This window comes from Hydrogenophaga sp. SNF1 (assembly GCF_034421675.1).
Classification (GTDB): Bacteria; Pseudomonadota; Gammaproteobacteria; order Burkholderiales; family Burkholderiaceae_C; genus Hydrogenophaga; species Hydrogenophaga borbori.
Genome location: NZ_CP139793.1, coordinates 2,242,368 through 2,269,157 on the forward strand (window position 1 = coordinate 2,242,368; position 26,790 = coordinate 2,269,157).

The following is a 26,790-nucleotide window of genomic DNA, read 5'->3' on the forward strand; positions in this document are numbered from 1 at the left end:
GGAAGGCGGTGAGGGCTTGCCACCGCTTGTTCACAATGAAAATCCCCGCCCCGCGCGCGCCCCAGGCCGCGCTCCCGCTGGCCCTTCTGGCCGCCTTCGGCGTGTCCGCGTCCCACGCCCAGTCCGCTGCCGACGCCACCCTCAAGGAAACCGTGGTCACCGCCACGAGGGTCGAGACCCGCAGCGATGAGCTGCTCAGCGACGTTGTCGTCATCGACGCCCAGGCCCTCGAGCAGGCCGCCGGCCGCACGCTGTCCGAGGTACTGGTGCGCCAGGCCGGCCTGCAGATGAGCGCCAACGGCGGCCGCGGCAAGCAGACCGGCCTGTTCGTGCGCGGCACCGAAACGCGCCACGTGCTGCTGCTGGTCGACGGCGTGCGCTACGGCTCGTCCACGTCCGGTACGCCCAACTGGGACAACATCCCGCTCGGTCTGATCGACCGCATCGAGGTGCTCAAGGGCCCGGCCTCGGCGCTCTACGGCAGCGACGCCGTGGGTGGCGTGGTGCAGATCTTCACCAAGCGCGGCGTGCAGGGCTTCCACCCCGACGCGCGGATCACTGTCGGCAGCGAAGGGCACCGCGAGCTGGCCGCCGGCCTGCGCGGCGGTACCGACAGCTTCACCTACAGCCTGGGTCTGAGTTCGCTGAGCGAAGACGGCTTCTCCTCCACCAACCCGCGCATCGGCGCCAACTACAACCCCGACCGCGATGGCGTGAAGCAGGACAGCGTCTCGGGCTCGCTGCGCTGGCGCCTCGGCGAAGGCTGGTCCACCGACCTGAACTTCACCCAGGCCGACGGCGTCAGCCGCTTCGACCAGGGGCCGGGCCCCTTCGATGCCCGCTCCAAGGCGACGACGCGCGTGCTCGGCTGGGGCCTGGAACGCCAATGGTCCACCGACTCGCGCACGCGCCTGAACGTCTCGCGCAGCGACGACGACACCGACAGCTTCGGCGCCCCCGGCGCGCCCTCGGTGTTCGACACCTCGCAGACCCAGGTCACGCTGCAGCACGACTGGAACACCCGCGTCGGCAAGCTGCTCGTGGGCGCGGAGTCGATCAAGGAGGCCGTGTCGGGCACGCAGGCCTACGCGGTGAACTCGCGCACCACCGATGCCGCTTTCGTGGGCCTGACCGGTGGCCTCGGCCAGCACCTGTGGCAGGCCAACCTGCGGCGCGATCAGAACTCGCAGTTCGGTGGCGCCACCACCGGCTTCGCCAGCTACGGCTACCAGCTCACGCCGAACTGGCGCCCGCACATCGCCTACGGCACGTCCTTCAAGATGCCGTCGTTCAACACGCTGTACTACGTGTCGCCGTTCTTCACCGGCAACCCCACCACGCAGCCCGAGCGCGGCAAGAACAGCGAGATCGGCCTGACCTACACCCAGGGCCTGCACGAGGTGAAGCTGACCCGCTTCGACAACCGCGTGCGCGGCTTCATCACCCTGCAGCCGGCGGTGGCCAACGTGCCGCAGGCGCGCATGGAGGGCTGGTCGCTGGGCTACAGCGGCGAGGCCGGTGCCTGGTCCTGGTTCGCGCAGCTGGAGCTGCTCGACGCCCGCAACGTCCGCACGCGCCAGAAGCTGCAGCGCCGCGCCGACGAAACCCTCAGCGCCGGCCTGGACCACCGCCTCGGCGCCTGGAGCTGGGGCGCTTCGCTGCAGTTGGTGGGTGAGCGGTTCGAGAACGCCGCCAACACCATCCGCCTGCCCGGCTTCGGCACGCTGGACCTGTACACGCGCTACGCCATCAACAAGGACTGGTCGCTCGCCCTGCGCCTGAACAACGTGGGCGACAAGGACTACCAGACCGCCAACGGCTACAACCAGCCGGGCCGCGCGGCCTACCTCACCCTGCAGTGGGCGCCCCAGCGATGAGGCACCAGGCGGCGGCCGTTCTCGTGGCGGCCCCGGCCTCGGGCCAGGGCAAGACCACCGTGGCCGCCGCCCTGGCGCGGCTGCACGCGCGCGCCGGGCGGCGCGTGCGCGCCTTCAAGTGCGGGCCCGATTTCCTGGACCCGCACTGGCTCGCGCTGGCCAGCGGCCAGCCGGTGCACAACCTGGACCTCTGGATGACCGGCGAGGACGACGCCCGCGCCCGCCTGCACGAGGCGGCCGGGCAGGCCGATCTGATCGTGGTCGAGGGCGTGATGGGCCTGTTCGACGGCGAGCCCAGCGCGGCCGAGCTCGCGCGGCGCTTCGGCCTGCCGGTGCTGGCGGTGATCGACGCCTCGGCCATGGCCGGCACGTTCGGTGCGCTGGCCTTCGGCCTGCGTCACTTTCGCGCCGGCCTGCCCTGGGCCGGCGTGCTGGCCAACCGCGTGGCGGGCGAGCGCCATGCCCAGCTGCTGCAGGACGCCCTGGGGGAGGACCGCGACAGCTGGCTGGGCGCGGTGAACCGCGACGCCGCCTTCTCGCTGCCCGAGCGCCACCTGGGCCTGACCGTCGCGTCCGAACTGCCCGACGCCCTGGCCCGGCTCGACGCCGCCGCCGACGCGCTGGCGGCCACGCCCCTGGGCGGCATGGACCGCGCCGCGCTGGCGCGCTGGACCGTCTCCTTCGAGGCCCCCGCGCCGCGCCCCGACCCGGGCCGCCCGCTGGCCGGCCGCACCGTCGCCGTCGCGCGCGACGCGGCGTTCTGCTTCATCTACCCGGCCAACCTGGACACGCTGCGCGCGCTGGGCGCCGAGCTGGCCTTCTTCTCGCCGCTGGCCGACGAGCCCTTGCCGCCCTGCGACGCCGTCTGGCTGCCCGGCGGCTACCCCGAACTGCACGCGACCGAACTGGCCGCGAGCCAGCGCTGCCGCGCCGGCCTGGCCGCGCACCTGCAGGCGGGCCTGCCGGTGTGGGCGGAATGCGGTGGCATGCTGTTGCTCATGGACGGACTGCGCACGCACGAGGGCGGCGCCCATGCGATGTGGGGCCTGCTGCCCGGACAGGCCGCGATGCAGCCGCGCCTGGTCGCGCTCGGGCCGCAGCGGCTGGACCTGCCGGCCGGCTCGCTGCGCGGCCACACCTTCCACCACTCGCGCACCGAATCGCCGCTCGCGCCGATCGGCCGCACGGTGCCCCAGCGCGGCGGCGCGGGCGAGGCCCTGTACCAGGCCGGCGGCCTGCGCGCAAGCTACTTCCACGCCTGGTTCCCCTCCAGCCCGGCGGCCACCGCCTCGCTGTTCCTGCCGGAGGCCTCTGCATGAACACCGCCACGCTCGGCCCGCAGCGCATCGTCTGCCTCACCGAAGAGACCACCGAATGGCTCTACCTGCTGGGGCAGGAGGCGCGCATCGTGGGCATCTCGGGCTACACCGTGCGCCCGCGCCGCGCGCGCGAGGACAAGCCCAAGGTCAGCGCCTTCCTGAACGCCAAGATCGACAAGATCCTGGCGCTGGAGCCCGACTGCGTGTTCGGCTTCTCCGACCTGCAGGCCGACATCGCCTCGGCGCTGATCCGCGCGGGCGTGCAGGTCACCGTCTTCAACCAGCGCAGCGTGGCGCAGATCTTCGACATGCTGTACCAGGTGGCCGCGGTGGTGGGCCAGGCCGAGCAGGGCCTGGCCTGGATCGCGCGCACCCGGGCGCGGCTGGCGGCCATGGCCGAGGCGGGGCGCGCCCTGCCGCGCCGCCCGCGCGTGTACTTCGAGGAGTGGGACGAGCCCTGCATCAGCGGCATCCGCTGGGTGTCGGAGCTGGTGGGCATCGCCGGCGGCGACGACTGCTTTCCCGAACTGGCCCTCATGCCGCTGGGCAAGGACCGCATCATCGGCGAGCCCCAGCGCATCGTCGATCGCGCGCCCGACATGGTCGTCGGCTCCTGGTGCGGCAAGAAGTTCCGGCCCGAGCGCGTGGCCGCGCGGCCCGGCTGGCAGGCCGTGCCCGCCGTGCGCGACGGCGAACTGCACGAGATCAAGTCGGCCGACATCCTGCAGCCCGGCCCGGCGGCGCTCACCGATGGCGTGGAGCGGCTGCACCGCCTCGTGATGGACTGGAGCGCGCGCCATGGCTGAGACCATCGCCCGCAGCGAATTCATCCTCGGCGGCCAGCGCAGCGGCAAGTCGCGCCGCGCCGAATCGCTGGCGCGGCGGTGGCTGGACGCCGGCGCCAGCCGCCGCGCCGTGCTGATCGCCACCGGCCAGCCCTGGGACGAGGAGATGCGCGCGCGCATTGCCCAGCACCAGCGCGACCGCGCCGAACGCGTGCCCGGCATGGCCACGGTGGAGGCGCCACTGGCGCTGGCCGAGGCGCTGGGTGAACACGCCTCGCCCGACACCCTGGTGGTGGTGGACTGCCTCACCCTGTGGCTGACCAACCTGCTGATGCCGGCCGAGGGCGGGGCCGCTGACCCCCAGGCGCCCACGCAGGCCCTGCTGGACGCCATCGCTGGCGCGCGCGGCCCGGTGGTGCTGGTGGGCAACGAGATCGGCCTGGGCGTGATCCCCCTGGGCCGCGAGACCCGCGCCTTCGTGGACGCACTGGGCCGCCTGAACCAGGCCGTGGCCGGCGCCTGCGAACGCGTGACCCTGATGGCGGCGGGCCTGCCGCTGACCTTGAAAGCCCCGCGATGAAACGCCCCGCCTTTGCCTGGCTGCTGGGCCTGTGGCTGGCCCTGGCCAGCGCCGCCGCCCCGGCGCACGCCGGTGAGATCCGGGTCGTCGACGACCGCGGCGTGGCCGTGAGCCTGCCGCGTTCGCCGCAGCGCATCGTCTCGCTGCTGCCCTCGCTCACCGAAACCGTGTGCGAGCTGGGGCAATGCCACCGCCTGGTGGGCGTGGACCGCTACTCCAACTACCCGGCCTCGGTGCGCGCGCTGCCGCAAACGGGGGGCGGCATCGACCCGAACATCGAGGCCATCGTCGCGCTGCGCCCCGACCTGGTGCTGGCGGCCACGTCCTCGCGCGGTGTGCCGCGTCTCGAGTCCTTCGGCCTCAAGGTGCTGGCGCTGGAGCCGCGCACCGCGGCCGGCGCGCAGCGCGTGATGGGCGTGCTGGGCCAGGTGCTGGAGGTGCGCGACGCCGAGCGCGTCTGGCGCGCCATCGAGGCCGGCGTGTCGGCCGCGGCGTCTTCACTGCCGCCGCCGGCGCGTGGCCTGCGCGTGTACTACGAGGTCAGCACCGGCGGCTACGCGGCCGGGCCGGGTTCCTTCATCGGCGAGCTCATGGACCGCCTGGGCGCGCGCAACATCGTGGGGCGCGAACTGGGCCCGTTCCCGCGCATCAACCCCGAGTACGTGGTGCGCGCCGACCCGGACCTGATCATGATCGGCCAGCGCAACGTCGCTGGCCTGGCGCAGCGGCCCGGCTGGCAGGGCATGCGCGCTTTGCGCGAAGGCCGCGTCTGCGTGTTCAGCGCCGACGAGTCCGACGTGCTGGTGCGTCCCGGGCCACGCATGGCCGAGGCCGCGCGCATCATGGCGCGCTGCCTGTCGGACAAGGGGCGGAAATGATCCACCCCCGCCACGCTTCGCTCGACCCCCTCAAGGGGGCGACACCAGCGGCCCGGCAGAGCCGGTTCCGCGGTGTCATTGGATTGGGGGTGGCGCTGCTGCTGGCCGGGCTGCTGCTGTTGCTGCTGGGCGCGGGCGTGGGCAGCACCGGCTTCGACAGCGTGCTCAACGCGCGCCACGACGCGGTGGCCTGGCAGATCCTGTGGGACATCCGCTTGCCGCGCACCCTGGGCGCCTGGGTCGCGGGCGCGCTGCTGGGCCTGGCGGGCGCGGTGGCGCAGGGCCTGTTCCGCAACCCGCTGGCCGACCCGTACCTGCTGGGCAGCGCCTCGGGCGCCGCGCTGGGCGTGGCCATCGCGCTGGCGCTGTTCGGCGCCTCCACCCTGGCCACGCAGTGGCTGGTGCGCCTGGGCCTCACCGGCGCGGCCTTCCTGGGCGCGGTGCTGGGCGTGGCGCTCACGCTCCTGCTGGCCAAAGGCGTGCAGCAGACCCTGCGCCTGCTGCTGGCCGGTGTCATCGTGGGCGTGGTGCTGGGCGCGGCGCGCGACCTCATCACCATCGCCGAGCCCGACGTGCTGCAGGCCATGCAGGGCTTCATGCTGGGCAGCACGGGCTTCGTGGGCTGGCCGGCCTGCGGCGTGATGGCGGCCATGCTGCTGGTGGCGCTGGGGGTGTCCGCCGCGCTGGGCCGCGTGCTGGACGGCCTGGCCCTGGGCGAGGCCACGGCCTTGAGCCTGGGCCTGCCCCTGGGCGCCGTGCGCGTGGTGCTGGTGGCGGTGCTGGCCCTGGCCACCGGCGCGGCCGTGGCGCAGACCGGCCTGATCGCCTTCGTGGGCCTGGCCGCGCCGCACCTGGTGCGCTCGCTGGTCAAAACCACGCACGCGCGGCTGGTGGTGCTGAGCGCCTTCATGGGCGGGCTGCTGCTGATGGCGGCCGACGTGCTCGCGCGCTGGGTCATCGCGCCGCAGGAACTGCCCGTGGGCGTGCTCACCGCGGTGCTGGGCGGCAGCTACCTGCTGTGGCTGATGCACCGGCGCCGCCGGCCGGGGGGTGGGCTGTGAGCCGCGCACGGCCACCCGAAGGGGCTCGCGCCGCAGCGCGCCGCGCGGAGGTCTCCGAATGAGCGCCGCGCTGCAAGCCAAGGGCATCGGCGTGTCGCTCGGCGGCGTCGAGGTCCTGCATGGCATTGAGCTGAGCCTGCCCGCCGGGCGCTGGACCAGCGTGGTCGGCCCCAACGGCGCGGGCAAATCGACCCTGCTCAAGGCCCTGGCCGGGCTGCTGCCGCACAGCGGCCAGGCCGAGCTGCTGGGGCGGCCTTTCGCCAGCTGGCGCGGCCGCGAACGCGCGCGCCGCCTGGCCTGGCTGGGGCAGGGCGAGACCGGCGCCGAGGACCTGAGCGTGTGGGACGTGGCCATGCTCGGCCGCCTGCCGCACCAGCCCTGGCTGGCCCCGCCGTCCGAGGCCGACCGCGCCGCCGTGGAGCAGGCCCTGCGCGCCACCCAGGCCTGGGACTGGCGCGAGCGCGCCCTCGGCGCGCTGTCCGGCGGCGAGCGCCAGCGCGTGCTGCTGGCGCGCCTGCTGGCGGTGAACGCCGACGTTCTGCTCATGGACGAGCCCCTGGCCAACCTGGACCCGCCGCACCAGGCCGACTGGATGCAGCTCGTGCGCGGTCTCGTGGCCCAGGGCAAGACCGTGGTGAGCGTGCTGCACGAAATCGGCGTGGCCCTGCACGCCGATCAGATGGTGATCGTGGCCGCTGGCTGCGTGCGTCACCAGGGCGCCTGCGAAGCCGCCGCCACCCACCGCGCGCTGGAAGCCGTGTTCGACCAGCGCATCGCCATCCACCCGCTGGGCGACCAATGGGTTGCCTTGCCCCGTTGATTCTCAGGAGCCGCCATGCAGATCGAAGCACCCCCCGTCGACCGCGACACCCCCAAGCCGCAAGGCGAACGCCGAGGCCTGGTCATCGTGCACACCGGCAACGGCAAGGGCAAGAGCACGGCCGCCTTCGGCCTGGCACTGCGCGCGCACGGGCGCGGCAAGGCGGTGAAGGTGTACCAGTTCATGAAGGTGCCGTCGGCGCGCTTTGGCGAACACCGGCTGTTCGAGCAGCTGCGCATTCCCATCGAAGGCCTGGGCGACGGTTTCAGCTGGAAGAGCCGCGACCTGGACCACTCGGCCGAACTCGCGCGCGCGGGCTGGGCCAAGGCCGAGGCCAGCATCCGCTCGGGCGATCACTTCATGGTGGTGCTCGACGAAATCATGTACCCGCTGCGCTACGGCTGGGTCCCGCTGGACGCGGTGCTGGCCTGCCTGCGCGAGCGCCCGGCCGCGGTGCACGTGGTGCTGACCGGGCGCGGCGCGCCGGCCGAGCTGGTGGAGCTGGCCGACACGGTGACCGAGATGGCGCTGGTCAAGCACCACTTCCAGGCCGGCGTGCCGGCGCAGCGTGGCATCGAGGACTGATGAAACGCGCCGCATGACCACCACCACCGAACTCATCGTCTGCACCACCTGCCGCCCGCCCGGCGCGCCGCGCGAGGGGCTCGCCGCGGGCGAAGAACTGCTGGACGCCGTGCGCTGGGCCCAGACGGACGGCCCGGCGAGCGCCATGGCCAGCGTGCGCGTGCGCGGCGTGGCCTGTCTCGGCGGCTGTTCGCGCGCCTGCACCGTGGCGCTGCAGGCCCCCGGCAAGGCGAGCTACCTGTTCGGCGATCTGGGGCCCGACGCCGAGACCGCGCGCCAGGTGCTGCAGTGCGCCGCCCTGCACGCCGCCTGCGCCGACGGTCAACTGCCCCGCCAGGCCCGGCCCGAGCGGCTGCGTGGCGGCTTGCTGGCGCGGCTGCCCGCCCCGCTGGCGGCGAGCGAGGCATGAGGGCGCGCGCGGGAGGCGCCGATTGATGGAGGTGTTCGGCCCGTTGTCCGCGCCGGTCATTCCCCTGGCGCTGCTGCTGGCGCTGGCGCTGGACCGCGCGCTGGGCGAGCCGCCCGCGCGCTGGCACCCGGTGGTGGCCATGGGGCACTACCTCGGCTTCATGGGCCGGCGCGTGGCGCCGCGGGTGGGCGCGCCGCCCCGGCCGGCGCGGGCCTTCGTCGGCGGCGCGCTGGCCTGGGGCCTGGGCGCGCTGGGGGTACTGGCCCTGGCGGTCGCGCTGAACCGGCTGGTGGCTGGCTGGGCGCTCGGGGTGCAGGCGCTGGCGCTGGGCGCGCTGCTCAAACCCCTGCTGTCGTGGCGCATGCTGCGCGACGAGGTGGCGGCGGTGGAGGGCGCTCTGGGCGAATCGCTGGCCGCCGGTCGCGCGCGCCTGGCCGGGCTGGTGAGCCGCGACGTCACCACGCTCGACGCCTCTCAGGTGCGCGAAAGCGCCATCGAATCGCTGGCCGAGAACCTGAACGACTCGGTGGTCGCGCCGCTGTTCTGGTTCGTGCTGGCGGGCCTGCCGGGCGCCGCGCTCTACCGCTTCGCCAACACCGCCGACGCCATGTGGGGCTACCGCGGCGAGCGCCAGGGCCGCGACTGGACTTGGGCCGGCAAGTGGGCCGCGCGCGCGGACGACGCGCTGTCCTGGCTGCCGGCGCGCCTCACGGCCCTGCTGCTGAGCCCGCTGCGGCTGTGGCCCGCGCTGGCGGGCGAGGCCGCCCGCACGCCCTCGCCCAACAGCGGCTGGCCCATGGCGGCCATGGCGCTGGCCTTGGGCGTGCGCCTGCGCAAGCCCGGCGTGTACGCGCTCAACGCCGACGGGCGCGCGCCCGAGGCCGCCGACACCCGGCGCGCGCTGCGCCGCGCCGGCCGCGCGCTGGCCGGGCTGGTGGCGCTCGCGCTGCTGTGGGCCTGGTTCGAATGGAGCCCCTGGACATGAGCTTCCCGACCCCCGCCGCGCATGGCGGCCCCGACGCGCTGGGCGCGCCCGCGCACGACTTCTCCACCAACGCCAACGCCCTTGGGCCCTGTCCCATGGCGCTGCTGGCCATCGCGCGGGCCGATGCCTCGCGCTACCCCGATCCCGCCAGCACGCGCCTGAAGGCCGCGCTGGCCGACTTCCACGGCGTGGCCCCCGAGCGCTTGCTGCTGCTGGCCAGCGCGAGCGAGGGCATCCAGCGCTTCTCGGCCTGGGCCGCGCGAACGGCGGGCGCCTGCGTGTGGCTGCCGCCGCACCACTACGGCGATCTGTCGCGCGCCGCCGGGGCCTGGGGACTCGTGCGAACGGACGACCCGGGCCGTGCGCGCCTGCTCTGGGCCTGCGAGCCCTCGTCGCCGCTGGGCCAGGCCGAGGCCGGCCTTGCCGAGCGCGTGGTCGGCCTGCGCCCGGACCAGGCCCTGGTGCTCGATCAGGCCTACGCGCCGCTGCGCCTGAGCGGCGCGCCTTCGCTGGACGGCGCCGCGCTGGACCGCGTGTGGCGCCTGGTCTCGCCCAACAAGGCCCTAGGCCTCACCGGCGTGCGCGGCGCCTACGCCATCGCGCCGCTGGCCGCGCGCCAGGCCATGGCCGAGCTGGAGGCGCTGGCGCCGTCCTGGCCGCTGGGCGCGCACGCCGAGGCCATGCTCATGGCCTGGACCGCGCCCGACACCCAGCGCTGGCTGGGCGACGGCCTGGACACCTTGCGCGAATGGAAGGCCGCCCAGGCCGCGCTCTGCGAATCGCTGGGCTGGACCGTGCTGCCCAGCGAGGCCAACTATTTCGTCGCGCGCCTGTCCGAGGCGAGCGACATCGAGTCGCTGCCCGGCTTGCGCCGCGACCATGGCGTGAAGCTGCGCGACGCCGCCTCCTTCGGCCTGCCGGGCCAGGTACGACTGGGCGTGCGTTCACCCGAGGATCAAGCCGCCCTGCGCGCGGCCTGGCCCCGCGCGCGCGGCGGCGACAATTCCGCGCGGTGACGGCCCCCGCCGCCGCCTTGAGAGAGAAAGACCCCCCATGCAAGACACCGCCGAACAGACCATCCGCCTCATGCCGCGCGCCAGCGCGGCACCGTGCGCGCCGTCCACCGACCGCTGGAGCGTCGAGGCCATCGAGGCCCTGTTCGATCTGCCCTTCGCCGACCTCATCCACCGCGCCCAGACCGTGCACCGCGAGCACCACGACCCGCACGAGGTGGAACTGGCCACGCTGCTGTCCGTCAAGACCGGCGGCTGCCCCGAGGACTGCGGCTACTGCCCGCAGTCGGTGCACTTCGACACCGGCGTGCAGGCCGGCAAGCTGATGGCCGTGGACGCCGTGCGCGAGGCCGCGCAGCGCGCCAAGGCCGCGGGCGCCACGCGCTTTTGCATGGGCGCGGCCTGGCGCGCGCCGAAAGACCGCGACGTGCAGGCCGTGGCCGAGCTGGTGCGCGCCGTCAAGGCCGAGGGCCTGGAGGCCTGCGCCACCCTGGGCATGCTGGACGAGGGCCACGCCGAGCAGCTGCGCGACGCGGGCCTGGACTACTACAACCACAACCTCGACAGCGACCCCGACTTCTACGGCGACATCATCTCCACGCGCGACTACCAGGACCGCCTGGACACGCTGGCGCGCGTGCGCGGCGCGGGCGTGAAGGTCTGCTGCGGCGGCATCGTGGGCCTGGGCGAGTCGCGCCGCCAGCGCGCCGGCCTGGTCGCGCAGCTCGCCAACCTGTCGCCCGACTACCCCGAGTCGGTGCCCATCAACCACCTGGTGAAGGTGGCCGGCACGCCGCTGGCCGACCAGCCCGACCTCGACCCCCTGGAGTTCGTGCGCACCATCGCGGTGGCGCGCATCACCATGCCGCGCGCGCGCGTGCGCCTGTCGGCCGGGCGCCAGCAGATGGGCGAGGCCGTGCAGGCCCTGTGTTTCCTGGCCGGGGCCAACAGCATCTTCTACGGCGACAAGCTGCTCACCACCGGCAACCCCGACGTGGCGGCCGACCAGGCGCTGCTGGACAAGCTGGGCCTGCGCGCCCGGCGGGGCTGACGCCATGGCCGCGGTTTGCGTGATGGTGCTGGGCACCAGCAGCGGGGCGGGCAAGAGCTGGATCGCCACCGCCCTGTGCCGCCACTACGCGCGCCAGGGCCTCAAGGTGGCGCCGTTCAAGTCGCAGAACATGAGCAACAACGCGCGCGTGGTGGCCGGGCCCGGCGGCGCCTGGGGCGAGATCGGCAGCGCGCAGTACTTCCAGGCCCTGGCCGCGCGTGCCGAGCCCGACGTGCGCATGAACCCGGTGCTGCTCAAGCCCGAGGCCGACACCCACAGCCAGTTCGTGCTCCTGGGCCGCGTCGACGAGGCCATCACGCGCCTGCCCTGGCCGCAGCGCGGCGCCAAGGCCTGGCCGGCGGTGGCCGAGTCGCTGCGCGCGCTGCGCGCCGAGAACGACGTGGTGGTGATCGAGGGCGCGGGCTCGCCGGCCGAGATCAACCTCATGCGCCATGACATCGTGAACCTGCGCATCGCGCGCGAGGCCGAGGCGCGCTGCTGGCTGGTCACCGACATCGACCGCGGCGGCGCCTTCGCCCACCTCTACGGCACCTGGGCGCTGCTGCCCCGCGCCGACCGCGCGCGCCTGCGCGGCTTCGTGCTCAACAAGTTCCGCGGCGACGAATCCCTGCTCGATCCCGCGCCGCGGCGGCTGCAGACGCTCACCGGCGTGCCCACCGTTGGCGTGATCCCCATGCAGTGGCACCACGGCCTGCCCGAGGAGGACGGCGTCTTCGACGACCGCTCGCACGCGGCCGGCGCGGTGCACACCAGCATCGCCGTGGTCGCCTGGCCGCGTATCAGCAACCTCGACGAGTTCCAGCCGCTGAAGAACCTGCCCGGCGTTCGCCTGCGTTGGGTGCGCTCGCCGGCCGAAGGCGCCGGGGCCGACGTGATCGTGCTGCCCGGCAGCAAGGCCACGGCCGCCGACCTGGCCTGGCTGCGCGCGCAGGGCCTGGACCGCTGGGTGGCTGAGCACGCCGCGCGCGGCGGCCGCGTGCTCGGCGTGTGCGGCGGCCTGCAGGTGCTGGGCGAGGCGCTCATCGACACCGAAGGCATCGACGGCAACGCGCCCGGCCTGGGCCTGCTGCCGCTGGTCACCACCTTCGAGCGCGACAAGACCGTGCGCCGCACCGAGGCGCGTTTCGGTACCGTGCACGGGCCCTGGTCTGCGCTGTCGGGCGTGCCGGTGCGCGGCTACGAAATCCACCACGGCCAGACCGCGCCGCACCCGGCCCTGCAGGCGGCCGGACAGACGGCGCACGAGGCCATGCCCGGCCTGGCCTGGCAAAACCGCGACGGCAACGTGCTGGGCCTGTACCTGCACGGCCTGTTCGAGGACGATCGCGTGCTTCAGGCCCTGTTCGGTGCCCGCGTGCCCACGCTGGAGACAGTGTTCGAGCGCCTGGCCGACACCCTGCAGGCCCACGTGGCCCCGGGCGCGCTGGACGCGCTCATCGCTTCATGAGCAACACCATGCCCCACACCACCCCTTCTCCTTTCCGCGTGCCGGAAATCGCCGACCTGCACGACGCCGCGCTGGCCGCCGCGCTGCAGGCCGCCATCGACGGCAAGACCAAGCCCCTGGGTTCGCTCGGGCGCATCGAATGGTTGGCGCAGCGCGTCGGCGCCGTGCTGGGCACGGCCACGCCCGAGCTGCGCGAGCCGCAGATGCTGGTGTGCGCGGCCGACCACGGCCTGGCCGCGCGTGGTGTGTCGGCCTACCCGAGCGAGGTCACGCACCAGATGGTGCGCAATTTCGTCGCCGGCGGCGCGGCGGTGAGCGTGCTGGCGCGCCAGCACGGCATCGCCCTCACCGTGGTGGACTGCGGCGTGCGAGAGGCCGTGCCCGAGCAGCCCGGCCTGCTGTCGCGCCGCCTGGGCCCGGGCACGCAGGACGCACTGGAAGGCCCGGCCATGAGCGCCGAGCAGTGCGAGCAGGCCCTGGCCCACGGCGCCGACGTGGTACGCGGCCTGCCCGGCAACGCGCTGCTGCTCGGCGAAATGGGCATCGGCAACACCTCGGCCGCTTCGCTGCTGCTGGCGCGCCTGGGCGGCTTCGAGGTGAGCGACGTCACCGGTGCCGGCACCGGCCTGGACGCCGATGCCGTGCTGCGCAAGATCGGCGTGCTGCGCGCCGTGCTGCAGCGCCACGCGCAGGCGCGCGAACCCCTGGCCGCGCTGGCGGCCTTCGGCGGCTTCGAGATCGCCACGCTCGCGGGCGCGGCGCTGCAGGCCGCCGCCGAGCGGCGCGTCATCCTGGTCGACGGCTTCATCGCCAGCAGCGCGGTGCTGGTGGCCAGCAAGCTGCGCCCGCACCTGCTGCAGCGCTGCGTGTTCGCGCACCGCTCGGGCGAGCGCGGGCACGCGCTCATGCTGGCCCACCTGCGGGCCGACCCCTTGCTCGACCTCGGCCTGCGCCTGGGCGAAGGCTCGGGCGCGGCCCTGGCGTGGCCGCTGCTGCAAAGCGCCTGCGCGCTGCTCAACCAGATGGCCAGCTTCGCCAGCGCGGGCGTGTCGCAGTCGGCCATCGACGCGGCGCCCACCGCGCGGGCCGAGCCCGAGCTCACGGCGGCCGACGCCTCGCGCAAGCCCGCTCGATGAGCCGCTTCCTCAGGCACTACCTGCTGGCCCTGCAGTTCTTCACGCGCGTGCCCGTCACCGGCCGCCTGGCCGCCTGGGTGGGCTACAGCCCGGCCATGCTGCGCGCCAGCGCGGCGCATTTTCCTGGGGTGGGCTGGCTGGTGGGCCTGTGGGTGGCGGCGGTGTTCGCCGCCTTGCTGTGGGCCTTGCCCGCGCTGCCCGCCGCGCCCTGGGTGGCGGCGCTGGGCGCCACCGTGGCTGGCGTGCTCATGACCGGCGCCTTCCACGAGGACGGGCTGGCGGACCTGGCCGACGGCCTGGGCGGCAGCGCGGACCGCGCGCGGGCGCTGGACATCATGAAGGACTCGCGCATCGGCAGCTTCGGCGCCGTCGCGCTGGTGCTGGCGCTGTTGGGCAAGGTGGCCTTGCTCGCGCTGCTGGCGCAGGGGGAACCGGCGCGCGCGGTGGCGGCGCTGTTCCTGGCGCAGGTGGTGTCGCGCGCGGCGCCGCTGGCGGTCATCTACACGCAGCCGCACGTGGGCGACGTGGCGGGCTCCAAGAGCAAGCCGCTGGCCGATGGCCTGACGCTGGCCGCGCTCCTGGCCGGCCTGTCGTGGATGGCGCTGGCGCTGCTGGTGGTGGTGGCGCGCTTTCCTGGCATGGGCTGGTGGGCCGGCGTGCTGGGCGCGGCGCTGGGCACCGCCTGGATGGCGCGCCTGCTGTGGCGCCGCCTGCGGGGCTTCACCGGCGACGGCCTGGGCGCCACGCAGCAGGTGGCCGAGCTGCTGTTCTACCTGGGCCTGGCCGTCGCCTGGTCTGTCGAAGGACCCACCGCATGAAGCTCTGGTTGATCCGCCATGCCGCTGTCGCCTTGCCGCCGGGCCTGTGCTACGGCATCACCGACGCGCCCGCGCGCGCCGACGCCACGCGGCAGGCCGCAGAGGCCGTGGCCGCCCGGCTGCCGCGGTATGTGCCGCTGTGGGTGTCGGGCCTGGTCCGCGCGCAGCAGCTGGCGGCCGCGCTGCAGCACCTGCGGCCCGACCTGGGCGCCGCGCGCGTGGAGCCGCGCCTGAACGAGATGGACTTCGGCCGCTGGGAGATGCGGGCCTGGGAGGCCATCCCGCGCGCGGCCTTCGACGACTGGATGGCCGACTTCTCGCACCACCGCTTCGGCGGCGAGGAAAGCACGCAGCAGGTGATCGACCGCGTGGCCGAGGTCGTGCTGGCCTTGCATGCGGCCGGTATCCGCGAGGCGGCCTGGGTCACGCACGCGGGGGTGGTCCGTGCGGCGCTGTACCTGCGCGAGCACGGTCCACGCACCATCGCGGGCGCGCACGAATGGCCCGAGCGGGTGATCGAGCCGGGGGGCTGCGTGGAGCTGGTGTTCTGAGGAGCGCTGGGGGGCGGCGCGTTTCGCAGGGCGCTGCTGTGTGTCTCTGCTTTTGGCCGCTGCTTCGCGTCTTTGCTTTGAGCCACTGCTTCGCGTCTCTGCTTTGAGCCGCTGCTTCGCGAGGGCCGCCGGTGTGGGTGCCCGTTCTCCGGCCCACGCTCGCGGGCGTCGGCCCGGGTAGGCCCACGTTGTTTCATGAACACCGGGCTGGCGCTCAGCCTCTGTGGCAGCCGCGAATGGGGCCTGCGCCCGGGCACCCACACCGCCGTCCCCAGTGGCGTGCAGGCAAGCCAAAAGAAGAAGGAAGCCCGCGGGCAGGAAGACGGAAAACCGGGAAGTAGGGAAACCGGGCTTTCCTTGCGGTGTGCTGGGGTGCGGGTGGGACGGATGGTGGGGTCCGCGGGCGCAGGCCCCATTCGCGGTTGCCACAGAGGCTGAGCGCCGACCCGGTGTTCATGAAACAACGCTGGCTTACCCGGGCCGACGCCCGCGAGCGTGGGCCGGAGAACGCGGACCACGCCAGCCGTCCGCGCGAGGTCGTGGAGCGAAGAGCAAAGAGCGAAGAGCAGCCGGGCGAAGAGCAGCCGGGTGAAGAGCGAACGGGCCCGCGCTGCGCTAAGCTGCCCCTTCACCCGACCCGGGTAGGCCATTCAAAACAAACGGAGCGTACGCATGGGCTGGTTTTCCAAGGCACCCACCGGTTTCTTCCTCAGCACCACCACACCGCCCGGCGTGGAACGCGACCAGATGCTGGGCGTGGTGCATGGCGAGGCCATCATCGGCGCCAACATCTTCCGCGACATGTTCTCCTCCATCCGCGACGTCGTCGGCGGGCGCGCCGGTGGCTACGAGCGCGCGCTGTCCGGCGCGCGCGACGCAGCGGTGGAAGACCTCGTCGAATCGGCCCGCGAACTCGGCGCCAACGGCGTCATCGGCATCGACTTCGACTACGAGGTGCTGGGCGAGGCCAACGGCATGATGATGGTCGCCGTGAGCGGGACGGCGGTGAAGCTCTGAGCCCCCTGGCTCAGGCCTCGATCCGCATCGCCGGGCGGGCCTGCACCCGCGCCAGCCAGGCCCGCACGTTCGGGTGCTGGTCCACCGGTGCGCCGATGTAGGCGCTGTAGCCGATCACCGAGCCCACCGACAGGTCCACCAGCGAGTAGGCCTCGCCCAGCATCCAGGGCCGCTTGGCCAGGTGCGCGTCGAGCAGGGCCAGCAGCTGGTCCATGCCTTCGCGGCCCGCGCGGCCGTGCGGATCGTCGGGTGTGCCCATGTCGCGCGCGGCCTGCAGCCGCACCAGCTGCGCGCCGTAGGTGACGTAGGCCCAGGTGCACCAGGAGAAGGCCTGCAGCTGCGCGGGCGTGCCGGGCGCCGGCCACAGGCCGCGCTCGACGCCATAGCGCTCGCCCAGCCACAGCTCCATGGCCAGGGCCTCGAACATGGGCGCGCCGTCCACCGTCAGGGTGGGCACCTTGCCATTGGGGTTGAGCGCCAGGAACGCGGGGCGGCGCTGCTCGCCGGTGGTGATGTCGACCTTCACACGCTCGTGCGGCAGGCCCAGTTCGGCGAGGGCGCAGGCGATGGGGGTGGCGCTGGACATGGGGTGCCAGTAGAGGACGAGGGACATGGCGGGCTCCTGAATGAATTGAGGGGTGAAACCGGTCCGGCACCGCGCCGATCCGTGCCACGCACTGTCGCAGCCATTGCGGACAGATTCCGCCCTCGATAAGGGATAGAGTGCGGCCCATGCTCAGTTCCTCCTCACGGCTGCTGCGGGTGCTGTCGCTGCTGCAGGCGCGCCGCCACTGGGCGGGCGCCGAGCTGGCCGAGCGCCTGGGTGTGCACCCGCGCACGCTGCGCCGCGACATCGAGCGCCTGCGCGAGCTGGGCTACCCCATCCACGCCAGCAGCGGCGTGGCCGGCGGCTACGCCTTTCGGGCCGGGCAGGCCCTGCCACCGCTGCTGCTCGACGACGAGGAGGCGCAGGCCGTGGCCATCGCCCTGCAGACCGCCGCCGCCGGCACCGTGAGCGGGGTGGAGGAGGGCTCGCTGCGCGCCCTGGTGAAACTGGAACAGGTGATGCCCGCGCGCCTGCGCCGGCGCATCGATGCCTTGCGCTCGGCCATCCTGCCGCTGGAGAGCCTGCGGCCGACGGTGGATGCGGGCGTGCTGGCCAGCCTGGCCCTGGCCTGCCGCGACCAGTTGCGCCTGGCCTTCGCCTACCGCGACAGCCGAGGACAGGGCACGGCTCGTTCGGTGGAGCCGCAGGGCCTGGTGCACACCGGCAGCCGCTGGTACCTGGTGGCCTGGGACATGGCGCGCGTCGACTGGCGCACATTCCGACTGGACCGCATCGACGGCGCGCCCACCCTGGGCGGGCATTTCGCGCCGCGCGCCGGCCCCGAGGGCGGGGACCTGCGCGCCTATGTGTCGCGCTCGATCGGCGTCTCGGCCTACAACGAGCAGGCGCGCGTGGTGCTGCACCAGCCGCTGGAGGCGATGGCCCGGCGGATCCCGCCCACGGTGGCGCGACTCGAAGCCTGGGACGGCGGGCGCTGCGTGATGCACAGCGGCGCCCACCACCTGGAGTCGCTGGCCTACTGGCTGCTGGCGCTGGATGTGGAGTTCGAGGTGCTGGAGCCGCCCACGCTCACCGCCTTGCTGCAAAAGGCGAATGCGCGCGTGGCGCGGGCGCTGGCGCGCTCGGGCGGTGGCGAAGGCGGGCCGGCCGCTGGCGCCTGACGGCGGCGTGCCCCGGCGCGGGGCGGCGGGCTCGGTGTCTCAGCCCCCGCGCAGCGCTCTCAGCAGTTTCTGCCCGGCGCGGCCATTGGCCTCCCAGCCCAGGCGCGTTTGCTCGGCGCGCACGGCGCTGCGGGTCTTCTCGCCGAGCAGACCGTCAACTTCGCCGATGTCGTGGCCGCGCGCCAGCAACAGGGTCTGCAGCTCGCGGCGTTCGGCGCGCGTGAGGCCCAGGTCGTCGGTGGGCCAGGGCGTCGCGAAGGGGCCGCCGCCGCGCAGGCGGTCGGCCAGGTGGGCGATGGCCAGGCCGTAGCTTTCGGCCGCGTTGTAGCTGTAGATGGCGTCGAAGTTGCGCGTGACGAGGAAGGCCGGACCCTGCGCACCGGCCGGCGCCAGCAGGCCCAGGCTCATGTCTGCCGGCACCGGCGTGCCGTCGACGCGCTGGACGCCGCGCGCGGTCCATTCGCTGCCGGGGCGTTTGGTGCGCCGGCCTTCGCCGAGCACGGAAAAGCCCTCGGGCAGCTTCACCTCGAAACCCCAGGGCAGTTCCTGGCGCCAGCCCGCACGCTGCAGGAAGTTGGCGGTGGAGGCCAGCGCGTCGGGCACGCTGTCGATGAGGTCGGCGCGGCCGTCGCCGTCGAAGTCCACCGCCAGGCGCTCGTAGGTGCTGGGCATGAACTGCGTGTGGCCGAAGGCGCCGGCCCAGGAGCCCTGCAGCCGCTCGGCGGGGAAGTGCCCGGCCTGCAGCAGGCGCAGCGCGGAATAGAACTCGGTGCGGAAGTAGGCCTGGCGCCGGCCATAGCACGACAGCGTGGCCAGCGACTGCACGATGGGCGTCTTGCCGAAGCCCTGGCCGTAGTTGCTCTCCACGCCCCACACCGCGACCACCGTGGCCGGGTCCACGCCAAAGCGCTGCTGCACGCGCTGCAGCAGCTCGGCGTTCTGCTGCAGGCGCTGCGCGCCTTCCTCCACGCGCTGGGGGTCGACCAGCACCGTGAGGTAGTCCCAGATCGGGGTCTTGAACTCGGGCTGCGCGTCCAGGTTGCCGATGACCGACATCAGCGGCTGCAGGCTGTCGGTGTGGGCGCGGAAGGTCGTCTCGTTCACGCCGTTGGCGCGGGCCGTGGGGCGCAGGCCGTCCAGGCACTGGTGGAAGCTGGCGTCCTGGGCGAGGGCGGGAGCGGCGAGCGTGGCCGCGAGGCAGAGGGAGCTGAGTCGTTGCATGGCCATGGGGTCGCCGGGGGGCGGAAAAGTTCAGGCCGGACCGCCGCGGGGCGGGCCGGTTCAGGCGAGCCAGGTGCTGCCGTGCTCCGGCACCAGCGCGGGCCAGCCCAGTTCGTTTTCGATGCGCAGGCGCAGCGCGTCGGCGGCGTCCATGTCGCCGTGGGTCACGAAGGTGCGCCGCGGCGCCTTGGGCAGGCCGCGCAGCCAGGCCATGAGCTGCTCGGCGTCGGCGTGCGCCGAGCCGGCGGTGAGTTGAACCACCTCGGCGCGAACGGGCCACTGCTGGCCGAAGATGCGCAGGCTGGCCTGGCCGGCGGCCAGTTGCGCGCCGCGCGTGCCCGGCGCCTGGTAGCCGGCCAGCACGACCATGGCCCGGTGGTCGCCGAGGTGGTGGGTGAGGTGGTGCAGCACGCGCCCGCCCGTGGCCATGCCACTGGCCGACAGGATGACCTTGGGCCCATGCCGCTGCGCGATGGCCTTGGACTCGTCCACGCTGGTGACCATCTGCGCGGTGCGCTCCATTTCGCGGCACTGGGCGGCGTCGAGGCGGTGTTGCCCCAGGTGGCGTTCGTACAGCTCGGTGGTCGCCACGGCCATGGGGCTGTCCAGGTACACGGGCAGGGCGCGCGGCAGCTCGCCCCGCGCCTTGAGCCGCGCGATGGCCAGCAGCACGGCCTGCGCGCGGCCCACCGCGAACACCGGCACCACCACCGTGCCGCCGCGCGCGGCGGCGCGAGACAGGGCGGCGCCCAGTTCGGCGAGCAGGTCTTCCTTGGGGTGCAGGCGGTTGCCGTAGGTGGACTCGCACAGCACCACGTCGGCCGCGGGCGGTGGCTCGGGCGGCAGCATGAGCGCGTCGTCCGGGCGGCCCAGGTCGCCCGAGAACAGCAGGCGCCGGCCCCCCACTTCGAGCAGCACGCTGGCCGCGCCGAGGATGTGGCCGGCGCCGCTGAAGCTCGCGCTCCAGCCGGGCAGGGGCTCGAAGCGCTCGTGCAGGCGCGCCGTGTGCAGGCGCTTGAGGCAACGGCGCGCGTCTTCCACGGTGTAGAGGGGCAGGGCGGGCTGGTGCTTGCCGAAGCCCTTGCGGTTGGCGTACTCGGCCTCTTCCTCCTGCAGGTGGCCGCTGTCGGGCAGCATCACGTGCAGCAGGTCGCGCGTGGCAGGGGTGCACCAGGCGCGGCCCGTGAAGCCCTCGCGCGCCAGCAAGGGGAAGTAGCCGCTGTGGTCGATGTGCGCGTGCGTGAACAGCACCGCGCCGATCTGGTCGGGCGCCACGGGCAGTGGCTCGCGGTTGCGCAGGCGCAGCTGCTTGTAGCCCTGGAACAGGCCGCAGTCCACCAGCAGCCGCTGGCCACCGTGTTCGATGAGGTACTTGGAGCCGGTGACGGTACCGGTGCCGCCGAGGAAACGGATGCTGACGCCCATGCGGGCCATCTTAGCCGTGCGCGGGTGCGGCCCGATCAGGCCAGGGCGCTGTCCAGCCAGATCATGAAGACGAAGCCCGCCAGCAGCGTGGCGCTGGCCGCGCCTTCGAAGCCATCGCGGTGCGTCTGCGGAATGATCTCGTGGCTCACCACGAAGACCATGGCGCCGGCGGCCAGGGCCAGGCCCAGCGGGTAGAACACCGGGGCGCTGCCCAGCACCAGCACGCCCAGCAGGGCGCCCAGGGGCTCGGCCAGGCCGGTGAGGGCGGCCACGCCCCAGGCCCGGCCGGCGCCCAGGCCCAGGGTGCGCAGGGCCATGGCCACGATCAGGCCCTCGGGCATGTTCTGCAGCCCGATGGCCAGGGCGACAGCGGCGCCGTCGTGCACCGCGTCCTCGCCCGACGGGCCGGCGTAGGCCGCGCCCACGGCCAGACCTTCGGGCAGGTTGTGGATCATCAGCGCCAGCACCATCAGCCAGGCGCGCTGCGCGGACGGCCCGCGCGGCGGCCATGCGCTGGCGTGGGTGGGCGCGGCCGGCGGCAACACGGCGTGTTCGTGCGGCAGGGCGCGGTCGATGGCCAACATCAGCCCCATGCCCAGCGCCAGTCCGGCGCCCGAGAGCAGGGCGCTGGCGCCGCCGTCGCCCACCAGGTCGCGGCTGGCTTCCAGCGAGGGCAGCAGCAGCGCGAACACGGCGGCCGCCAGCATCACCCCGGCCGAGAACGCCATGAAGGCCGACTCCTGCCGCTTGCTCACGCGCTGCACCAGGAACACCGGCAAGGCGCCCACGGCGGTGGCGATGGCCGCCAGCAGCGAGGCCTGCACGCCCGCGACGAGGGCGCTGCCCCCTTCCACGGCCAGCCACCAGGCGCGGGTGGGTGCCCAGAAGGTGGAACCGGCGGCGATGCCCGCCATGGCCAGCACGCCCGCGGCCAGCGCCAGCAAGGCCTTGCGCAGGGCGTGGGCGGGGACGGGCCACTCCAGCCGCTGAAGCTGGGCCCAGGCGGGTGGGATCTGGCGAAGGAGGGTGGACATGGTTTGGCTGCTATCGATGTTGCTCCGTAGTTTGGGGAAAGCTATTAAAAAAGGCCAATCGATACCGCTGATGGTGGCGATAGGCACACCGGTGGCGGCGGACGCGCCCGGCACCGAGGGACCGCGAAGGCCCAAAAAAAAAGCGACGCCGTGGCGTCGCTTTTTTGGGGGGAGGGGCAGGCTCAGCTGAAGAAGTCCTTCGCCTTCTCGAACCAGCCCTTGTCGTTCGGGCTGTGCTTGTGGCCGCCTTTCTTGAACGACTCGTCCAGCTCCTTGAGCAGCTTGCGCTGGTGCTCGGTGAGCTTCACCGGCGTTTCCACCGCGACGTGGCAGTACAGGTCGCCCGGGTAGCTGGAGCGCACGCCCTTGATGCCCTTGCCGCGCAGGCGGAAGGTCTTGCCGCTCTGCGTGCCTTCGGGCAGGTCGATGGTGGCCTTGCCCTGCAGCGTGGGCACGTCGATCTCGCCGCCCAGGGCGGCTGTGGTCATGCTCACCGGCACCTGGCAGTGCAGGTCGTCGCCGTCGCGCTCGAAGATGTCGTGCTTGCGCAGGCGGATCTCGATGTAGAGGTCGCCCGCCGGGCCGCCGTTCTGGCCGGGCTCGCCGTTGCCGGTGGAGCGGATGCGCTGGCCGTCGTCGATGCCGGCCGGGATCTTGATCTCCAGCGTCTTCTGGCGCTTGATCTTGCCCTGGCCGTGGCAGGTGGTGCAGGGCTCGGGGATGACCTTGCCGCGGCCCTGGCAGGTGGGGCAGGTCTGCTGCACGCTGAAGAAGCCCTGGCGCATCTGGACCACGCCCTGACCGTGGCAGGTGCCGCAGGTCTTGGCGCTGGTGCCGGGCTTGGCGCCGCTGCCGTGGCAGGTGTCGCAGTCGTCCCAGCTGGGGATGCGGATCTGCGTTTCCTTGCCGCTGGCGGCTTCCTCCAGCGTGATCTCCATGGCGTAGGAGAGGTCCGCGCCGCGGTACACCTGCCGCCCGCCGCCCGCGCCGCGGCGCGCGCCGCCGAAGATGTCGCCAAAGATGTCGCCGAAGGCGTCGCCGAAGCCGCCGAAGCCTTCGGCGCCGCCCGGGCCGCCGCGCATGTTCGGGTCCACGCCGGCGTGGCCGTACTGGTCGTAGGCGGCCTTCTTCTGCGCGTCGGAGAGCATCTCGTAGGCCTCCTTGGCCTCCTTGAATTTCTCTTCGGCACCCTTGGCCGCATCGCCCTGGTTGCGGTCGGGGTGGTACTTCATCGCGAGCTTGCGGTACGCCTTCTTGATCTCCTCGTCGGAGGCGTTCTTCGGCACGCCGAGCACTTCGTAAAAGTCGCGTTTGGCCATGGTTTCTCAGGCTGGTGTTTGAACACGAACGCCGCGTCAGGTTGCCCGGACGCGGCGGTGTGGCGGACGTCGCGGCGCGATCAGCCCTTCTTGACTTCCTTCACCTCGGCGTCGACGACGTCGTCGTCGGCCGCCTTGGACGCTTGCTGCGGCTGGGCGTCGGCGGCCCCCGCCTCGGCACCGGCCTGATCGGCCTGCTGCGCGGCGTAGACCTTCTCGCCCAGCTTCTGGCTGGCGGTCATGAGCTCGGTGGTCTTGGCCTCGATCGCGTCCTTGTCCTCGCCCTTGGCGGCTTCTTCCAGGGACTTGATCGCGTCCTCGATGGCCGATTTCTCGCCCGCCTCCAGCTTGTCGCCGTGCTCGCCCAGGCTCTTCTTCACGCTGTGCACCATGGCCTCGGCCTGGTTGCGCGCCTGCACGAGCTCGACCTTCTTCTTGTCCTCGGCCGCGTTGAGTTCGGCGTCCTTCACCATCTGCTGGATCTCGGCCTCGGACAGACCCGAGTTCGCCTTGATGGTGATCTTGTTTTCCTTGCCGGTGCCCTTGTCCTTGGCGCCCACGTGCAGGATGCCGTTGGCGTCGATGTCGAAGGTCACCTCGATCTGCGGCAGGCCGCGCGGCGCGGCGGGAATGCCTTCCAGGTTGAACTCGCCCAGCAGCTTGTTGCCCGCGGCGATCTCGCGCTCGCCCTGGAACACCTTGATGGTCACGGCCGGCTGGTTGTCGTCGGCGGTGGAGAACACCTGCGAGAACTTGGTCGGGATGGTGGTGTTCTTGGCGATCATCTTGGTCATGACGCCGCCCATGGTCTCGATGCCGAGCGACAGCGGGGTCACGTCCAGCAGCAGCACGTCCTTGCGGTCGCCCGAGAGCACCTGGCCCTGGATGGCGGCGCCGACGGCCACGGCCTCGTCGGGGTTGACGTCCTTGCGCGGCTCCTTGCCGAAGAACTCCTTGACCTTCTCCTGCACCTTGGGCATGCGGGTCATGCCGCCGACCAGGATCACGTCGTGGATGTCGCCCACGCTCACGCCGGCGTCCTTGATGGCGGTGCGGCAGGGCGCGATGGTGCGCTCGATCAGCTCTTCCACCAGGGCCTCGAGCTTGGCGCGCGTGAGCTTGATGTTCAGGTGCTTGGGACCCGAGGCATCGGCCGTGATGTAGGGCAGGTTGATGTCGGTGGCGGCCGAGGACGACAGCTCGATCTTGGCCTTCTCGGCCGCTTCCTTCAGGCGCTGCAGGGCCAGCACGTCCTTGCTCAGGTCGACGCCCTGGTCCTTTTTGAACTCGGAAATGATGTAGTCGATGATGCGCTGGTCGAAGTCTTCGCCGCCCAGGAAGGTGTCGCCGTTGGTGGACAGCACCTCGAACTGCTTCTCGCCGTCGACATCGGCGATCTCGATGATGGACACGTCGAAGGTGCCGCCGCCGAGGTCGTACACGGCGATCTTGCGGTCGCCCTTGTCCTGCTTGTCCAGGCCGAAGGCCAGGGCCGCGGCGGTGGGCTCGTTGATGATGCGCTTGACGTCGAGGCCGGCGATGCGGCCGGCGTCCTTGGTGGCCTGGCGCTGCGCGTCGTTGAAGTACGCGGGCACGGTGATGACGGCCTCGGTCACGGGCTCGCCCAGGTAGTCCTCGGCGGTTTTCTTCATCTTGCGCAGGATGTCGGCCGAGACCTGCTGGGCCGAGATCTTCTTGCCGCGCACCTCCACCCAGGCGTCGCCGTTGTCGGCGGCCACGATGGAGTAGGGCATGAGGTCGATGTCCTTCTGGACTTCCTTCTCACTGAACTTGCGGCCGATCAATCGCTTGATCGCGTACAGCGTGTTCTTGGGGTTGGTGACGGCCTGGCGCTTGGCCGAGGCGCCGACCAGCACCTCGCCGTCTTCCTGGTAGGCCACGATCGACGGCGTGGTGCGCGCACCCTCGCTGTTCTCGATCACCTTGGTGTTGTTGCCTTCCATGACGGACACGCACGAGTTCGTGGTGCCGAGGTCGATGCCGATGATGCGTCCCATGTGAGTGACTCCGAGGATGTGGTTAAAACTGTTGAAGAAGTGTGGATAAGCCTGGGGAATTCAAGGGGAGGGCGTGTGCGCAAGTCCCTTGGCGGCCCTTACTTGGGGGCGGACACCGTGACCAGGGCCGGGCGCAACACGCGCTCGGCGATGAGGTAGCCCTTCTGGAGCACGGTCACCACGGTGTTGGGTTCCTGCTCGGCCGGCACCATGCTGATGGCCTGGTGCTGGTGGGGGTCGAATTTGGTGCCGGCGGGCGGTGCGATCTGCACGACCTTGTGGCGCTCCAGCGCGCTCAGCAGCTGCTTGAGCGTGGCCTCGGTGCCCTCGCGCAGCTGTTCGCGCGTGGCCTCCTGCACGGCCAGGCCGGCCTCCAGGCTGTCGGCCACGGCCAGCAGGCTCTCGGCGAAGCTTTCCACCGCGAACTTGCGGGCCTTGGACATTTCCTCCTCGGCGCGGCGGCGGGCGTTTTCGGCCTCGGCCTTGGCCCGCAGGAACTGGTCGGCCAGGTCGGTGTTCTGGGCTTTCAGGGTGGCCAGTTCGGCCTGCAGGGAGGCCTGGGCCTCGGCCTCGCCGGCCGCCCGGGCGGCTTCGGCCTCTTCGGGGCTCACGGGCGCCGGGGGCGCGGTGTTGTCCTGGGGCGGCGGGGCGTTGGGGGGCGTCTGGCTCATCGTGGCGAGTCTGTGGATAAGGTGAAACGGAGGCGGAGGCGGAAGTCGGCTTGCCCGACAAGTCGGGCAGCTGGGGCCGCCGCGGCGGATTTCAAGGGCCGGCCGGGACCGGATGGCCCCAGGCGGCAGAATCGGCGGTTTTCACCACCACCGAAGCCCAGCATGAAACTGATTCGCCACGGCCTGCCCGGCGCCGAACAACCCGGTCTGATCGACGCCAGCGGCACGCCGCGTGACCTCTCGGGGGTGCTGGCCGACATCGCGCCGGCCACGCTGGGCCCGGATTCTATGGCGCGCCTGGCCGCGCTCGACCCCCTGACGCTGCCGCCCGTGCCCAGCGGCACCCGCCTGGGCCCCTGCGTGGGCGAGGTGGGCAACGTCATCGGCATCGGCCTGAACTACGCCGACCACGCCGCCGAGGCCGGCCTGAAGGTGCCGGGCCAACCCATCGTGTTCAACAAGCACGTCAGCGCCATCAACGGACCGAACGACGAGGTCTGGCTGCCGCCGGGCTCGCAAAAGCTCGACTGGGAGGTGGAGCTGGGCGTGGTGATCGGCCAGCGCGCCTTCCACGTGGGCGAGGACCAGGCCCTGTCGTACGTGGCCGGCTACTGCCTGCTCAACGACGTGTCCGAGCGCGCCCACCAGATCGAATATGAAGGCCAGTGGGTCAAAGGCAAGAGCTACCCCACGCACTGCCCCCTGGGCCCCTGGCTGGTGACGCCCGACGAGCTGGGCGATCCGCAAGACGTCGCGCTGTGGCTGGAGGTGAACGGCCAGCGCCGCCAGAACGGCAGCACGCGCACCATGGTGTTCGGCGTCGCCACGCTGGTGAGCTACCTCAGCCGCTTCATGGCCCTGCAGCCGGGCGACGTGATCGCCACCGGCACGCCGCCTGGCGTGGGCATGGGCCACCAGCCGCCGCTGTACCTGAAGGCGGGCGACGTGATGACCCTGGGCGGGCGCGGCCTGGGCGAGCAGCGCCAGCTGGTGGTGGACAGCCCGGCGGGCTGAGGCGCGG

General features: G+C 72.7%; 26 protein-coding genes. 19 read left to right on the forward strand and 7 right to left on the reverse strand.

Features of this window, described 5'->3' with window-relative positions; translation table 11 throughout:
* The first annotated feature begins 35 nt into the window (after positions 1-35).
* The 17 genes from SOM08_RS10655 to SOM08_RS10735 all read left to right on the forward strand — a co-directional run bounded on the left by SOM08_RS10655 (position 36) and on the right by SOM08_RS10735 (position 16,353).
* On the forward strand, positions 36-1,877 hold the full coding sequence (locus tag SOM08_RS10655; RefSeq protein ID WP_322470645.1) for a TonB-dependent receptor domain-containing protein: 1,842 nt from the start codon (positions 36-38) through the stop codon (positions 1,875-1,877).
* Positions 1,874-3,196, forward strand: coding sequence for a cobyrinate a,c-diamide synthase (locus SOM08_RS10660; RefSeq protein ID WP_116957917.1), 1,323 nt, complete (start codon positions 1,874-1,876; stop codon positions 3,194-3,196). The genes SOM08_RS10655 and SOM08_RS10660 overlap by 4 nt, the downstream gene beginning before the upstream one ends.
* Positions 3,193-4,002, forward strand: coding sequence for an ABC transporter substrate-binding protein (locus SOM08_RS10665; RefSeq protein ID WP_116957918.1), 810 nt, complete (start codon positions 3,193-3,195; stop codon positions 4,000-4,002). Before SOM08_RS10660 ends, SOM08_RS10665 begins: the two co-directional genes overlap by 4 nt.
* On the forward strand, positions 3,995-4,561 hold the full coding sequence (cobU, locus tag SOM08_RS10670) for a bifunctional adenosylcobinamide kinase/adenosylcobinamide-phosphate guanylyltransferase (protein ID WP_116957919.1): 567 nt from the start codon (positions 3,995-3,997) through the stop codon (positions 4,559-4,561). Before SOM08_RS10665 ends, cobU begins: the two co-directional genes overlap by 8 nt.
* Positions 4,558-5,439 (forward strand): ABC transporter substrate-binding protein, encoded by an 882-nt coding sequence (locus SOM08_RS10675; RefSeq protein WP_116957920.1) that lies wholly within the window; start codon positions 4,558-4,560, stop codon positions 5,437-5,439. Before cobU ends, SOM08_RS10675 begins: the two co-directional genes overlap by 4 nt.
* A complete protein-coding gene (locus SOM08_RS10680) occupies positions 5,436-6,500 on the forward strand; it encodes a FecCD family ABC transporter permease (protein ID WP_245980823.1) in 1,065 nt (354 codons plus the stop codon). Before SOM08_RS10675 ends, SOM08_RS10680 begins: the two co-directional genes overlap by 4 nt.
* Positions 6,501-6,558: 58 nt before the next feature.
* A complete protein-coding gene (locus tag SOM08_RS10685) occupies positions 6,559-7,320 on the forward strand; it encodes an ABC transporter ATP-binding protein (protein WP_322470646.1) in 762 nt (253 codons plus the stop codon).
* Between the two features lie 15 nt (positions 7,321-7,335).
* Positions 7,336-7,905, forward strand: coding sequence for a cob(I)yrinic acid a,c-diamide adenosyltransferase (gene cobO / locus SOM08_RS10690; protein WP_322470647.1), 570 nt, complete (start codon positions 7,336-7,338; stop codon positions 7,903-7,905).
* 13 nt (positions 7,906-7,918) lie between these two features.
* Positions 7,919-8,314 (forward strand): DUF1636 domain-containing protein, encoded by a 396-nt coding sequence (locus SOM08_RS10695; RefSeq protein ID WP_322470648.1) that lies wholly within the window; start codon positions 7,919-7,921, stop codon positions 8,312-8,314.
* Positions 8,315-8,339: 25 nt separating this feature from the next.
* The gene (cbiB, locus tag SOM08_RS10700; protein WP_322470649.1) at positions 8,340-9,299 is read left to right on the forward strand and encodes an adenosylcobinamide-phosphate synthase CbiB; all 960 of its coding nucleotides are present in this window, start codon (positions 8,340-8,342) and stop codon (positions 9,297-9,299) included.
* The gene (locus tag SOM08_RS10705; protein ID WP_116958018.1) at positions 9,296-10,315 is read left to right on the forward strand and encodes an aminotransferase class I/II-fold pyridoxal phosphate-dependent enzyme; all 1,020 of its coding nucleotides are present in this window, start codon (positions 9,296-9,298) and stop codon (positions 10,313-10,315) included. The genes cbiB and SOM08_RS10705 overlap by 4 nt, the downstream gene beginning before the upstream one ends.
* Before the next feature lie 70 nt (positions 10,316-10,385).
* Positions 10,386-11,363 carry a biotin synthase BioB gene (gene bioB, locus SOM08_RS10710; protein WP_116958019.1) on the forward strand — a complete coding sequence of 326 codons (978 nt, stop codon included), beginning with the start codon at positions 10,386-10,388 and terminating at the stop codon, positions 11,361-11,363.
* A gap of 4 nt (positions 11,364-11,367) precedes the next feature.
* Positions 11,368-12,831: a cobyric acid synthase gene (locus SOM08_RS10715; protein ID WP_116957925.1), complete on the forward strand. Its 1,464-nt coding sequence runs from the start codon at positions 11,368-11,370 to the stop codon at positions 12,829-12,831.
* A gap of 8 nt (positions 12,832-12,839) precedes the next feature.
* Positions 12,840-13,967: a nicotinate-nucleotide--dimethylbenzimidazole phosphoribosyltransferase gene (gene cobT, locus SOM08_RS10720; protein ID WP_116958020.1), complete on the forward strand. Its 1,128-nt coding sequence runs from the start codon at positions 12,840-12,842 to the stop codon at positions 13,965-13,967.
* Positions 13,964-14,785, forward strand: coding sequence for an adenosylcobinamide-GDP ribazoletransferase (locus SOM08_RS10725; RefSeq protein WP_116957926.1), 822 nt, complete (start codon positions 13,964-13,966; stop codon positions 14,783-14,785). The genes cobT and SOM08_RS10725 overlap by 4 nt, the downstream gene beginning before the upstream one ends.
* Entirely contained in the window at positions 14,782-15,336 is a 555-nt protein-coding gene (locus SOM08_RS10730) for a histidine phosphatase family protein (protein WP_322470650.1), read from the forward strand. Before SOM08_RS10725 ends, SOM08_RS10730 begins: the two co-directional genes overlap by 4 nt.
* Positions 15,337-16,008: 672 nt before the next feature.
* The gene (locus tag SOM08_RS10735; RefSeq protein ID WP_116957928.1) at positions 16,009-16,353 is read left to right on the forward strand and encodes a YbjQ family protein; all 345 of its coding nucleotides are present in this window, start codon (positions 16,009-16,011) and stop codon (positions 16,351-16,353) included.
* A 10-nt stretch (positions 16,354-16,363) separates the two neighbouring features.
* Here SOM08_RS10735 and SOM08_RS10740 read toward each other — a convergent pair whose 3' ends face one another.
* Positions 16,364-16,966 carry a glutathione S-transferase family protein gene (locus tag SOM08_RS10740; RefSeq protein ID WP_322470651.1) on the reverse strand — a complete coding sequence of 201 codons (603 nt, stop codon included), beginning with the start codon at positions 16,964-16,966 and terminating at the stop codon, positions 16,364-16,366.
* 119 nt (positions 16,967-17,085) lie between these two features.
* On the opposite strand from SOM08_RS10740, the gene SOM08_RS10745 reads away from it, so the two are divergent.
* Positions 17,086-18,081, forward strand: coding sequence for a YafY family protein (locus tag SOM08_RS10745; RefSeq protein ID WP_322470652.1), 996 nt, complete (start codon positions 17,086-17,088; stop codon positions 18,079-18,081).
* Between the two features lie 39 nt (positions 18,082-18,120).
* Here the strand turns inward: SOM08_RS10745 and SOM08_RS10750 are convergent, their stop codons facing one another.
* The 6 genes from SOM08_RS10750 to grpE form a co-directional block, all read right to left on the reverse strand.
* Positions 18,121-19,302 carry a lytic murein transglycosylase gene (locus tag SOM08_RS10750; RefSeq protein WP_116958021.1) on the reverse strand — a complete coding sequence of 394 codons (1,182 nt, stop codon included), beginning with the start codon at positions 19,300-19,302 and terminating at the stop codon, positions 18,121-18,123.
* Positions 19,303-19,362: 60 nt separating this feature from the next.
* On the reverse strand, positions 19,363-20,727 hold the full coding sequence (locus SOM08_RS10755) for an MBL fold metallo-hydrolase (protein ID WP_116958022.1): 1,365 nt from the start codon (positions 20,725-20,727) through the stop codon (positions 19,363-19,365).
* Positions 20,728-20,762: 35 nt separating this feature from the next.
* Positions 20,763-21,761 (reverse strand): ZIP family metal transporter, encoded by a 999-nt coding sequence (locus SOM08_RS10760; protein ID WP_322470653.1) that lies wholly within the window; start codon positions 21,759-21,761, stop codon positions 20,763-20,765.
* Positions 21,762-21,943: 182 nt separating this feature from the next.
* On the reverse strand, positions 21,944-23,080 hold the full coding sequence (gene dnaJ, locus SOM08_RS10765) for a molecular chaperone DnaJ (protein WP_116957932.1): 1,137 nt from the start codon (positions 23,078-23,080) through the stop codon (positions 21,944-21,946).
* A gap of 80 nt (positions 23,081-23,160) precedes the next feature.
* Positions 23,161-25,098, reverse strand: coding sequence for a molecular chaperone DnaK (dnaK, locus tag SOM08_RS10770; RefSeq protein ID WP_116957933.1), 1,938 nt, complete (start codon positions 25,096-25,098; stop codon positions 23,161-23,163).
* A 98-nt stretch (positions 25,099-25,196) separates the two neighbouring features.
* A complete protein-coding gene (gene grpE / locus SOM08_RS10775) occupies positions 25,197-25,769 on the reverse strand; it encodes a nucleotide exchange factor GrpE (protein WP_116957934.1) in 573 nt (190 codons plus the stop codon).
* 162 nt (positions 25,770-25,931) lie between these two features.
* On the opposite strand from grpE, the gene SOM08_RS10780 reads away from it, so the two are divergent.
* The gene (locus SOM08_RS10780; protein ID WP_322470654.1) at positions 25,932-26,783 is read left to right on the forward strand and encodes a fumarylacetoacetate hydrolase family protein; all 852 of its coding nucleotides are present in this window, start codon (positions 25,932-25,934) and stop codon (positions 26,781-26,783) included.
* Positions 26,784-26,790 lie beyond the last annotated feature (7 nt).

Bases quoted from the DNA above. Each gene is read 5' to 3' on its own strand.
- SOM08_RS10655 (WP_322470645.1), top strand. From the start codon at position 36: ATGAAAATCCCCGCCCCGCGCGCGCCCCAGGCCGCGCTCCCGCTGGCC.
- SOM08_RS10660 (WP_116957917.1), top strand. From the start codon at position 1,874: ATGAGGCACCAGGCGGCGGCCGTTCTCGTGGCGGCCCCGGCCTCGGGC.
- SOM08_RS10665 (WP_116957918.1), top strand. From the start codon at position 3,193: ATGAACACCGCCACGCTCGGCCCGCAGCGCATCGTCTGCCTCACCGAA.
- cobU (WP_116957919.1), top strand. From the start codon at position 3,995: ATGGCTGAGACCATCGCCCGCAGCGAATTCATCCTCGGCGGCCAGCGC.
- SOM08_RS10675 (WP_116957920.1), top strand. From the start codon at position 4,558: ATGAAACGCCCCGCCTTTGCCTGGCTGCTGGGCCTGTGGCTGGCCCTG.
- SOM08_RS10680 (WP_245980823.1), top strand. From the start codon at position 5,436: ATGATCCACCCCCGCCACGCTTCGCTCGACCCCCTCAAGGGGGCGACA.
- SOM08_RS10685 (WP_322470646.1), top strand. From the start codon at position 6,559: ATGAGCGCCGCGCTGCAAGCCAAGGGCATCGGCGTGTCGCTCGGCGGC.
- cobO (WP_322470647.1), top strand. From the start codon at position 7,336: ATGCAGATCGAAGCACCCCCCGTCGACCGCGACACCCCCAAGCCGCAA.
- SOM08_RS10695 (WP_322470648.1), top strand. From the start codon at position 7,919: ATGACCACCACCACCGAACTCATCGTCTGCACCACCTGCCGCCCGCCC.
- cbiB (WP_322470649.1), top strand. From the start codon at position 8,340: ATGGAGGTGTTCGGCCCGTTGTCCGCGCCGGTCATTCCCCTGGCGCTG.
- SOM08_RS10705 (WP_116958018.1), top strand. From the start codon at position 9,296: ATGAGCTTCCCGACCCCCGCCGCGCATGGCGGCCCCGACGCGCTGGGC.
- bioB (WP_116958019.1), top strand. From the start codon at position 10,386: ATGCCGCGCGCCAGCGCGGCACCGTGCGCGCCGTCCACCGACCGCTGG.
- SOM08_RS10715 (WP_116957925.1), top strand. From the start codon at position 11,368: ATGGCCGCGGTTTGCGTGATGGTGCTGGGCACCAGCAGCGGGGCGGGC.
- cobT (WP_116958020.1), top strand. From the start codon at position 12,840: ATGCCCCACACCACCCCTTCTCCTTTCCGCGTGCCGGAAATCGCCGAC.
- SOM08_RS10725 (WP_116957926.1), top strand. From the start codon at position 13,964: ATGAGCCGCTTCCTCAGGCACTACCTGCTGGCCCTGCAGTTCTTCACG.
- SOM08_RS10730 (WP_322470650.1), top strand. From the start codon at position 14,782: ATGAAGCTCTGGTTGATCCGCCATGCCGCTGTCGCCTTGCCGCCGGGC.
- SOM08_RS10735 (WP_116957928.1), top strand. From the start codon at position 16,009: ATGGGCTGGTTTTCCAAGGCACCCACCGGTTTCTTCCTCAGCACCACC.
- SOM08_RS10740 (WP_322470651.1), bottom strand. From the start codon at position 16,966: ATGTCCCTCGTCCTCTACTGGCACCCCATGTCCAGCGCCACCCCCATC.
- SOM08_RS10745 (WP_322470652.1), top strand. From the start codon at position 17,086: ATGCTCAGTTCCTCCTCACGGCTGCTGCGGGTGCTGTCGCTGCTGCAG.
- SOM08_RS10750 (WP_116958021.1), bottom strand. From the start codon at position 19,302: ATGCAACGACTCAGCTCCCTCTGCCTCGCGGCCACGCTCGCCGCTCCC.
- SOM08_RS10755 (WP_116958022.1), bottom strand. From the start codon at position 20,727: ATGGGCGTCAGCATCCGTTTCCTCGGCGGCACCGGTACCGTCACCGGC.
- SOM08_RS10760 (WP_322470653.1), bottom strand. From the start codon at position 21,761: ATGTCCACCCTCCTTCGCCAGATCCCACCCGCCTGGGCCCAGCTTCAG.
- dnaJ (WP_116957932.1), bottom strand. From the start codon at position 23,080: ATGGCCAAACGCGACTTTTACGAAGTGCTCGGCGTGCCGAAGAACGCC.
- dnaK (WP_116957933.1), bottom strand. From the start codon at position 25,098: ATGGGACGCATCATCGGCATCGACCTCGGCACCACGAACTCGTGCGTG.
- grpE (WP_116957934.1), bottom strand. From the start codon at position 25,769: ATGAGCCAGACGCCCCCCAACGCCCCGCCGCCCCAGGACAACACCGCG.
- SOM08_RS10780 (WP_322470654.1), top strand. From the start codon at position 25,932: ATGAAACTGATTCGCCACGGCCTGCCCGGCGCCGAACAACCCGGTCTG.